Annotated in this window: 8 protein-coding genes; 7 read left to right on the top strand and 1 reads right to left on the bottom strand. The window is 59.7% G+C overall.

What is annotated here, in order from left to right; translation table 11 throughout:
* The first annotated feature begins 255 nt into the window (after positions 1-255).
* Positions 256-720 carry a Rid family hydrolase gene (locus AC3FLX_RS33450; RefSeq protein ID WP_488701315.1) on the top strand — a complete coding sequence of 155 codons (465 nt, stop codon included), beginning with the start codon at positions 256-258 and terminating at the stop codon, positions 718-720.
* Positions 721-749: 29 nt separating this feature from the next.
* Here AC3FLX_RS33450 and AC3FLX_RS33445 read toward each other — a convergent pair whose 3' ends face one another.
* On the bottom strand, positions 750-1,703 hold the full coding sequence (locus AC3FLX_RS33445) for a LysR family transcriptional regulator (RefSeq protein ID WP_488701316.1): 954 nt from the start codon (positions 1,701-1,703) through the stop codon (positions 750-752).
* Between the two features lie 517 nt (positions 1,704-2,220).
* Here AC3FLX_RS33445 and AC3FLX_RS33440 point away from each other — a divergent pair.
* The 6 genes from AC3FLX_RS33440 (at position 2,221) to AC3FLX_RS33415 (ending at position 9,421) form a co-directional block, all read left to right on the top strand.
* Entirely contained in the window at positions 2,221-2,934 is a 714-nt protein-coding gene (locus AC3FLX_RS33440; protein ID WP_488701317.1) for a YoaK family protein, read from the top strand.
* Positions 2,931-3,527 (top strand): TMEM175 family protein, encoded by a 597-nt coding sequence (locus tag AC3FLX_RS33435; RefSeq protein ID WP_488701318.1) that lies wholly within the window; start codon positions 2,931-2,933, stop codon positions 3,525-3,527. The genes AC3FLX_RS33440 and AC3FLX_RS33435 overlap by 4 nt, the downstream gene beginning before the upstream one ends.
* 693 nt (positions 3,528-4,220) lie before the next feature.
* Complete coding sequence (locus AC3FLX_RS33430) at positions 4,221-5,510, top strand: c-type cytochrome (protein ID WP_488701573.1); 1,290 nt, start codon at positions 4,221-4,223, stop codon at positions 5,508-5,510.
* Positions 5,507-5,995, top strand: coding sequence for a (2Fe-2S)-binding protein (locus AC3FLX_RS33425; RefSeq protein ID WP_488701572.1), 489 nt, complete (start codon positions 5,507-5,509; stop codon positions 5,993-5,995). Before AC3FLX_RS33430 ends, AC3FLX_RS33425 begins: the two co-directional genes overlap by 4 nt.
* Complete coding sequence (locus AC3FLX_RS33420) at positions 5,992-8,274, top strand: xanthine dehydrogenase family protein molybdopterin-binding subunit (protein WP_488701571.1); 2,283 nt, start codon at positions 5,992-5,994, stop codon at positions 8,272-8,274. Before AC3FLX_RS33425 ends, AC3FLX_RS33420 begins: the two co-directional genes overlap by 4 nt.
* 13 nt (positions 8,275-8,287) lie before the next feature.
* Positions 8,288-9,421 (top strand): FAD binding domain-containing protein, encoded by a 1,134-nt coding sequence (locus tag AC3FLX_RS33415; protein WP_488701570.1) that lies wholly within the window; start codon positions 8,288-8,290, stop codon positions 9,419-9,421.
* Positions 9,422-9,800 lie beyond the last annotated feature (379 nt).

The raw sequence follows: 9,800 nt of genomic DNA, 5'->3' as shown, positions 1-9,800 counted from the left end.
GGGTCGGGTGCCGCCTCCCGCGGCGGAAGTCCTCGCCGTTGATAGGTCGAAGGCAGCGGCCGGCCATTTTTCGTCAATGATGCTAGTGGATATGAATGGCCTTTGAGCCGCCAAAGCCAGCCACTCATGGCGCGAATTTGCACGTCAAAAGTGCATCTTTGCGCTCTTGCAGCGCGCGCCTGATGATAGGCTTGAACCTTCCTTGGCGCATCGCATCCGTCGGTTCAAATCTATCCTTTTCCCCAGGAGCTAAGCATGACCACTTATCAAAACTCGCTCGAAAAGAAAGCTGCCTATTGGGGTGTTCCGTGGGAGGACGCATATGGCTATGCGCAGGCAGTCCAATTAGGTGAAGAAATCTATGTGTCCGGACAGCTAAGCCATGATCGCAACGGACAACTTGTCGCCCCGGCCGCTCTTGACGAAGAAGGAAAGCCTCGCGATTTTTCTATGATGGAAGCCCAAATGCGTGCCACGTACGAGAACATCGCCACCCTTCTCGGCAAATTTGGTGCAACGCTCGACGATGTTGTAGAAGAAACGCTGTACGTTCTCGACGTCGACGCAGCATTCGCAGCCGCCGGCAAAGTACGCAAAGCAGCGTATGGTACTGACCGCCCTCAATGCGCCAGTAACCTTATCGGTGTCTCGCGCTTGGCCATGCCACCGCAATTGATTGAGATTTCCTGCAAGGCGGTCTTGCGCAAACCGGGCACATAACTCGACCCGATTTTTCAGGGCTTTCCGATTTAATTCGCTTCGCGGCCTTCGATCAACGCCTTCTGCTTTGCTACCGCCGCAGCGCAAAAGCTCATAAACGTTTGGACGCGTCGTGTCCGCCGAATATCGGGATGTGTGAGCAGCCAAAGCTCATCCTCCAGGTCGGGGACCACAGGACCGACGCGAACCAATTCGGTCATCAAATCGCCCAGCATGCAAGGAAGGTAACCTATACCGAGCCCGGCAGCGACCGCTTTACTAACTGCAGCAACTGAGTCGGAACGGTATGCAACGCTGCTCGGTGCAACTCGGCTTTGCAGATAATGGGATGCCTTGAGCCCCGACAGCTTCCCGGTGTAAGAGACCCACGTCATATCGAAAATTCGGTCCGATGATGGTCGCTTCCGGCGAAAATGTATGGCGCTTCCGTATGGCGCCCATGCAATGTTCGCGAGCTTTCGCCCCACTAGATTCTCCGAGGGACTCCGTGTTGCTCTTATCGCGATGTCGGACTCGTCCCGGGCGAGATCAAGAGTGTCATTTCCGACTAGAACGTCAACTGACAAGGAAGGGTGGCGGGTCCTGAATTCGGCGAGGATTGGCGTCAGGAAATCCAGCAACAGCGAATCGCTTGTGGTAATACGAATGGCGCCCAATGGCCCATGTACTGCACCTGCGACCCGTCGGGCTACGCTGATGACATCCAATTCGACACGCTCGCTCAGCGCCCGCAGCTCGACCCCTTCGGGGGTCAGCTTGTAGCCAGCACGTCTCCGGTCAAACAACGCAACGCCCAATGCGGCCTCGGCCTGCGCCACCCGGCGCGAAACGGTGGACGCGTTGATGCCCAATCTTTCGGCGGCAATCGCGCGACTGCCGCACTCGCTTAACATTTTGATGATGCGGAGATCGTCCCAAGAGAATCGGAGAGTCGCATCCGCTATTGCTATTACTTCGCGATCTAGCACTTTTGAGGATGGCATGTGTCTTAACAATGACGACTGTACGTTTCAGGCCTTACGCCAGAGAACACGCATCATCTCATAGCCACGATCACGATTTTGAAGAGGACCGGTACTGCAAAGATTTGGGCCGGCCGGCCACACTAGAGTCCACTCCAATCTTCCTCAACAAACGGTTCCGTCTTACTACCTTACTTGCGGTACTGTCGGGAGTGGCGCTGCACCGTACTCTCATTCTGGGCACGATGCCTTTGGCTCCTCCGCCCCACATTTCCGCAGTTCTAGGGGTATGCGCTTGGTGGCCGACGGGTCGGTTCTGCTCAGCCTCTATCCTGGGGCGGAGCTTGCATGCCATCGCTCTCCATAGTTGAAAAATATTGAACATCACGTGCGGGACTTGAGTGGCCGTTGTCACACTACAATGCCTATAGTTCAGTACACCCGCTGCCGACGTACGAAGGGTGAAAGCGGCGCGAAGCATCAGACAAACTGAACTACATTGCGCTGGACGTTTTGGCGCCTCTTGGAGAAAAAAAACATGCCGGCCATCAGCGATTCCCAACGTCCCGACACTGCCGCCGCCAGCATCTGGGCGCAATGTCGCACCGCGGTGCTATTGACGATAGTCGGCGGCGCCATCGACACCATTGGTTTTATCGCGCTGCTCGGCTTCTTCACCGCCCACGTCACCGGCAACCTGGTGCTCGCCGGCGCGGCTTTCGTGAAGGGCGGCGCGGGGCTGTGGATCAAGCTCGGCGCAATTCCACTGTTTATCGCCACCGTGGTGGTTGCCAAGATCTGGATCGATCGCTGCAGCCAGACGCACAAGACGCTGGGCTGGCTGTTCGTGGCCGAGGCGATATTTCTGCTGGGATTTATGGGCGTGGGGCTGTATTTCGATCCGTTCAGCGAACCGAACGCCGTCGAGCTCGCATTGGCTGGTGGTCTTGGCCTGATAGCGCTGGCGATCCGCAATACCTCAAGCAAGACGCTGACCAAGAGCATCAGCCCCAGCACAATGATGACCGGCAACACTACGCAATTCGGCATCGATCTGTCGAGCTACCTCCGCGCACCGACCCGCGAACATCGGGTGGGTGTCCTGAAAAGCGGCAGCATCGTGCTCGGCTTCGTGCTGGGTGCTTTCCTCGGTGCCGTGCTCTATATGCAGATCGGCTTCTGGAGCGTCCTGCCATTTATCGTGATCATTGCGTATTTGGCCAGTCTGTCCTTCCGCAATCAGTTCGTGTGAGCGCGTTCATGACTATCAACAAAAGCCGGCTCGAATCATTCAGCGATGGGGTGATCGGCGTGAGCCTTACGCTGATGCTCTATCAGATCCAGTTTCCAGGGGAATTCAACTGGAACGGCCTGCGTTCAGAAGCCCCGCATTTCTTTGGCTACGTACTGAGCTTCATTTACGTCGGCATTTACTGGAACAACCATCACCACCTGTTCCAGTTGGTGCGCGGCATCAACGGCAAGGTCATGTGGTCGAATCTGCATCTGTTGTTCTGGCTGACGATGATCCCAATCACCACCACCTGGACGGGCAAATCGGATTTCTCGGCGATTCCGACGGCACTCTACGCCTTCGTTCTGTTCATGTGCGCGATCGCCTATTGGATTCTGGAGCGCGTCATCATCGCCACCGAGGGCAAGGATTCTTCGCTCGCAGGCACCATCGGCAAGGATCTGAAGGGCAGGCTGTCGCTGGTCGTGTATGCGTTGACGGTCGGCGTGAGTTTCTTCAGCACTACCGCCGCAACGCTGATGCTAACTGCAATGGCGGCATTCTGGTTCTTCCCTGATTCGCGGATCGAAAAATATCTCCTATCACTTTAACTAAGCCCTGCAAGTCATTGCCGTCGCACGGCGACGATGCAGATCGACTCGATAACGCGATGTCTTTTGCTGTGGATATATCGCAGGCGCCCAGGCGCACGCCGTCCTTGGTACGGATGGCCGAGACCGGCTGCGGATTCAACCGGTCGATGCAACACCTAGAATCTGAGAGCAGTGTTTGGTTATACGGGCCGCTGATGCCGACAAGTTGCCCGACGGCGTCATACTCATATGTGGTACGGATGCCATCAATATCGACGTCAGTCATGCGGCCGCGCACGTCGTAGGCATACTTGATGCGAGATCTGCTGACATCTACAGCTTCAAGCAACCTGTCCGCTGCATCATAGGTTTGCTTCGCCGGTGTGCAGTGCTTCGGGAACGATTCGAGTGTCACACCGGCGTTCTTTCACAGTCCCTCTTTGCGCCAAGTCGAAAGCTGTATTGCGCGGCGGGATGCTGGTTGTGCAGTAGCAAAGGTCATACAGTGTGAACCTCTTGCGCTGCCATCCACCTTTCGGTGCCGCAAGCATTTTTCGGAATCGCACGGCGTCACGCATCGCAACGGCCTGCCAACCCTCTCGACCTACACCTTAGTCTTAAAGGACAACGACTACGCGTCGATTGTTTTGGCCTCGCCGACATCCTAGGATTTTCCACATCGCCTCAAACTTCACGGCAGTCCCCAAGAATATGAAAATCCGACATCGATGGATACCGCTACTTCTTCTGGCAGCGCTCGCCGGCGTAGTTGCCGTTGCCCTCGCAATTTACTTGATGTGGGAGCCTGCGATTGCTCCGGCGAAACCTCGCTCCCCTTCCTCATGGGACCGGGAACTGGTACTCCACGGCGCGCGCGTCGTGGCCCTGGGTGACTGTGCGGTCTGCCACACGGCAAAGGGCGGCAAACCGTACGCCGGCGGCCTGGCGCTGGCTACCCCATTCGGCATCCTCTACACGACCAACATCACACCGGATCCTGAAACCGGGATTGGTAGCTGGTCGCTCGAAGCCTTTACGCGCGCCATGCGCCGTGGCATCTCGCGGGATGGCCATCAGCTCTATCCCGCGTTCCCCTATGTGCACTACACACGGATGTCGGATCGCGACATCACGGCCGCGTATGCCTTCCTGATGCAACGCGATCCAGTCTCAGCCAAGGCGCCCGACAACGCACTGATCTTCCCACTCAACTTCCGGCCGCTCGTCGCTTTCTGGAACGTCCTGTTCCTACGTGAAGGTCCGGAATCCCCGGATGCATCCCGCGACGCCGCGTGGAACCGTGGCCGCGAACTGGTCAACGGCCTGAGCCATTGCGCGGCATGCCATACCCCACTGAATCCCATTGGCGCCGAGCAATGGGGCAAAGCTTTCGACGGCGGCGTGGTGGATGGCTGGGAAGCCCCACCGCTCACTGCACTGACGTCATCACCGCATCCGTGGACGAAACCGCAGCTGGTGACCTACCTGCGCACCGGCATCTCCTCGCGCCACAGTGCAGCAGCCGGCCCGATGCTGCCGGTGACGCAGGAACTGGGCACAGTGCCGCAGGAGGATGTAGACGCCATCGCGACTTACCTCCTGTCCCTGCAGAAGCCCCAAGCTCGCGATCTCACACCGACCGATCCTGCAGGCGCCGATAAAGCCTCTATCCAGCGCGGCGCGGTCCTGTTTTCAGCTGCATGCGCGGCATGCCATGGTGACAACTCGCCCATGCAAAGTCTCGGTGAACGACCAAGCCTTGCGACAAGCACCGCCGTGAATGCGGCCACGCCGCGCAATACCGTGCAAATGATGCTGGAAGGTGTGCCATGGCAAGGCGAACAGGCCCTGCACTACATGCCTTCGTTTGAGCACACGTTGAATGATCGGCAAGTGGCCGACATCGCCAACTATCTACGCGCGACCTATACCAACCAGCGGCCCTGGAAGGACGTCGCGCAGGCCGCGGCCGACATTCGGAAGGGAGACCAATCGCGATGATTCACCTCACAGTTAATGGCACAAGCCGCGCCCTCGATATTGATCCTGCCACCCCATTGCTGTATGCGCTGCGCGATCACCTCGGCATGAGTGGCGCCAAGTTCGGCTGCGGCATGGGGCAGTGCGGGGCATGCACGGTGATCGTGGACGGCCAGGCTACTTTTTCTTGCCTCACGCCAGTGGCCGCAGTCGGTCAACGAGCCGTCCGGACCATCGAAAGCCTGGGCACCACCGACAAGCCGGGCCGGCTTCAGCAGGCGTTCATCGATCATCAGGCAGCGCAGTGCGGCTATTGCATCGCCGGCATGATCATGCGTGCGCAGTCTCTGCTCGAAGCCAATCCGCACCCTACCGACGCGGAGATTCTCCAGCACATGGAGCCGAACCTCTGTCGGTGTGGCACGCATATGCGGATCCTGGCGGCCATCCGTGCCGCAAGCCGCGCACCCCAGACGTCCCAGACAAAGACGGAGAGCAAGCAATGAATGAACGCGACGACCACATCGCCGATCTCCCCGAGAGTCCCAAGCGCCGCGCCTTCATGATCTCTGGCTCGCTGGTTGTGGGCTTTTCCCTGCTGCCCGCCAGCAATGCACTGGCGGAACTGGTTCTGGCCGATGAAGGTGCTGCGGTCCGCATCGGCCAGAAGTTCGAACGCCTGGCCGGCAGCCTCAAGACCAATCCCTTTCTGGACGCCTGGATCAAGGTCTCGCCCGACAATCACGTCACGGTCTACACGGGAAAGGTCGAGCTTGGCACCGGCGTACGGACGGCCTTGCATCAGGTGGCCGCCGAAGAGCTGCAGATAGCCCCCCATCTGATTACGTTTCTCACTGCCGATACCGCACGATCACCGGATGAAGGACTGACAGCCGGCAGCCATACTATGGCGGACAGTGGCAGTGCGTTGCTCAACGCCGCCGCACAGGTTCGTGGATTACTCAGCGACGCAGCGGCACGCAGATTTCGTGTCCACTCCTCCGCGCTGACCGTGTCCAACGCGCGGATTGCCGCACGGGATGGCCGCTCACTGACATTTGCGGACCTCCTGCCGACCGTCGACCTTCACGTGGTCGCCAAGGCCACCTCCCCGTTGCGCGATCCGGCGTCTTTCACGGTGATCGGCACTTCGATGCCGCGCACCGATATCCCCGGAAAGGTCACGGGTGCGGCCAGTTACGTGCAAGACCTGAAGTTTCCGGGCATGGTTCACGCGCGTGTGGTGCTCCCTCCGATCTACGATGCGCCATTGCTGGCGGTCGACGAGACGAAGACGCAGGCGGTGCCCGGCGTTGTCGCGGTGCTACGCGACGGCAACCTGCTTGCCGTGGTCGCACAGCATGAATGGCAGGCTATCCAGGCCCAGCGGGTGCTGTCTGCCGGATGCCGTTGGGGTAAAGGGCGCACCTTGCCGCGCCCCGAGGACGTACATGCGCAGCTCAAGAAGATCGCCACCGAGCGCATCGTGATTGCAGACAACAGTGCGGTGATGTCTCCAGCGGTGAAGACGCTGTCGGCGACCTACACAAAGCCGTACCTGATGCATGGATCTATTGGCCCGTCCGCGTCCGTGGCACACCTTGATGGCGACACACTTACCGTGTGGACCCACTCTCAGGGCGTCTATCCGCTGCGGGATGGCCTGGCAGAAATGCTGTCGATGGACAAGAAGCAGGTGCGCTGCATACACGTCGTCGGCTCCGGATGCTACGGTCACAACGGCGCCGACGACGCGGCAGCCCATGCCGCGTGGATCGCGCGAGCGCTTCCCGGCCGACCGGTGCGCGTGCAATGGATGCGCGATCAGGAGCACGTCTGGGACCACTACACGCCAGCCATGGTTACGCACGTCCAGGCCTCTCTGTCTGCGGACGGCACGATCGTGAACTGGGACTATGCGCTGTGGAGCAGTTCCCACAACGAGCGCGTCGTCAATGCTGGCCGACTATTGCCAGCCACGCTCCTTACAAAGCCCTTCAAGCCCGCGCCCTCGGTACCCATGATGCAACCGGAGGGTGGCGGCGACCGGAACGCCATCCCGCTGTATCGCCTGCCGAAGCAGCATATTGTGAACAACTTCTCGCCCACGATGCCGCTTCGGACGTCTGCAATGCGGTCGCTGGGGGCGCACTTGAACGTGTTCGCGATCGAGACGTTTATGGACGAGCTCGCCCTGGCCGCTGGACAAGATGCGGTGGAGTTCCGACTCAGACATATGGACGACCCACGGGCCGTCGACGTCATTCGTCTTGCGGCCCAGAAATTCAACTGGCGCGACCGCAAGCGAAAACCTGGCCACGGCTACGGCTTCGCATTCGGCAAGTACAAGAACATCATGGCCTACATGGCGATTGCGCTGGAGGTTGCTGTCGAGAAAGACACCGGCAAGGTTCGCCTCGTCCATGCAGAAGCTGCTGTCGATTGCGGACAGGTCGTCAATCCGGACGGGGTGCGCAATCAGGTTGAAGGCGGAATCCTTCAGTCAGCGAGCTGGACCCTCTACGAACAAGTGACGTTCGACGCCAATGGACTCCGCAGTTTCGACTGGGGAACGTATCCGATCATGCGGTTCTCCTCTGTGCCGACCCAGGTCAACGTTCATCTGATCGATCGTCCGGGTGCGCCGTTCCTCGGCGTCGCCGAAGCCCCCATGGGGCCCACGGCAGGCGCGATCGGCAATGCACTGTTTGACGCCACAAAACTCCGACTTCGCGATATGCCGTTGGCCGGCGAACGCCTGCGCAGCCAACTGCTCGCGTCATAAACCGAATCTCATCATGCCTTCAACGCAGCGTCCTCGCGCCATCATCATCGGCGGATCCCTCGGCGGGCTGTTTAACGCCATTTGCTTGCGCAAAGTCGGTTGGGATGTGCAGGTCTTCGAACGCTCGCCCCAGGAACTGGACAGTCGGGGCGGAGGACTCGTCCTGCAGCCGGGCGTCACGGAGGCGCTGCGCTTCGCAGACGCATCGCCGGGGGACGATTTTGGCGTTCCGTCGCACGACCGCATATTCGTGGAACGGGATGGCACGGCCCGCCGGGTCTATTTGCCGCAGACACAAATCGCGTGGAACGGCCTTTATCTGCGGTTGCGTCAAGCGTTGGATCCCTCAACGGTGCATTCCGGCGAGACATTTACCGCCTTTGCGCAAGACCAGGATCGGGTCACGGCGCAGTTTGCATCGGGGGCATCCATCCAGGGCGACCTTCTTATTGGGGCGGACGGGCCCGCTTCCACGCTTCGCGAGCAACTCCTTGCACATCAACAGCCGCATTACGCAGGCTATGCCGCCTGGCGCGGCGTATTGCCTGAGCAGGCCCTCAGTGAGCGCAGCGATGCCCTGCTGAAGAACGTGTTCGCGTTCCAGGATGGTCCCCATCACCAGTTTCTGAGCTATCGCATCCCAGGAGAAGACGGCAGCGTCCGCGTAGGAGAAAGGCGGCAAAACTGGGTGTGGTATCGCAAGATCGCGAAGGGCAAGGCGCTCGATGCCCTGCTGCGAGATCGCAACGACCATGTGCATAGCCACTCCTTGCCGCCAGGGAGCATGCGTGACGCAGAGATCCAGTCACTGACAGCCGCTGCCCGGGAGCACTTGGCACCGACACTCGCGGATCTCGTGACTGCGACGCCGGATCCCTTTGTGCAGCTGATCCAGGACTTCGAGGCCCCCAACATGGTCTTTGGCCGCGTGGTGCTTACCGGGGACGCCGCCTTCGTGGCACGACCTCACACAGGCGCCGGCGCGGGAAAAGCTGCTGCCGACGCACTCAATTTGGCGCAGGCGCTGCAAGCCAGTCCTACCGATCTGCACCGTGGGCTCGCGCTTTGGGAGAACGCGCGGTTGCCGGAAAACCAACAGCTCGTGCGATACGGCGTGGCGTTGGGCCGACAGATCATGGGGAGCTAGACGTCTGCCGCAGCGGTTCACGGCCCTCCCCCGGCAGGGACGTGTAACCGCCGCGCATGGCGCCTCGGATTCGATTCGCGTCTTGCGCAGCGCAACGCTGTGTTGCGCGCCGATGGGATTCCAGCGGCGGATGTCCACGCCTACCCTCTCATTCATCGACCTTCACCCAGGAAGCTCCGCAATGCCAACGATTCTCTTTTCGCCCATCGCTGTCGGTCAGCTCGTGCTGCCCCATCGTGACTGTCCCATCTCAAAGTTAATGGGAAGCCCGACCTAGATAAATCAAGGAGTTGTTGAGCGCCGTCGCAAACTACCTGGGTCGAAATCTCACAGTTAGTGGGTAAAAGGGGCGGCCCGTCTCACAGTATGTGGGTACAAA

This window comes from Cupriavidus sp. 291-E7, from assembly GCF_057798835.1.
The sequence above is the reverse complement of the archived record's forward strand: the minus strand, read 5'-3'. Positions and strand labels throughout refer to the sequence as shown.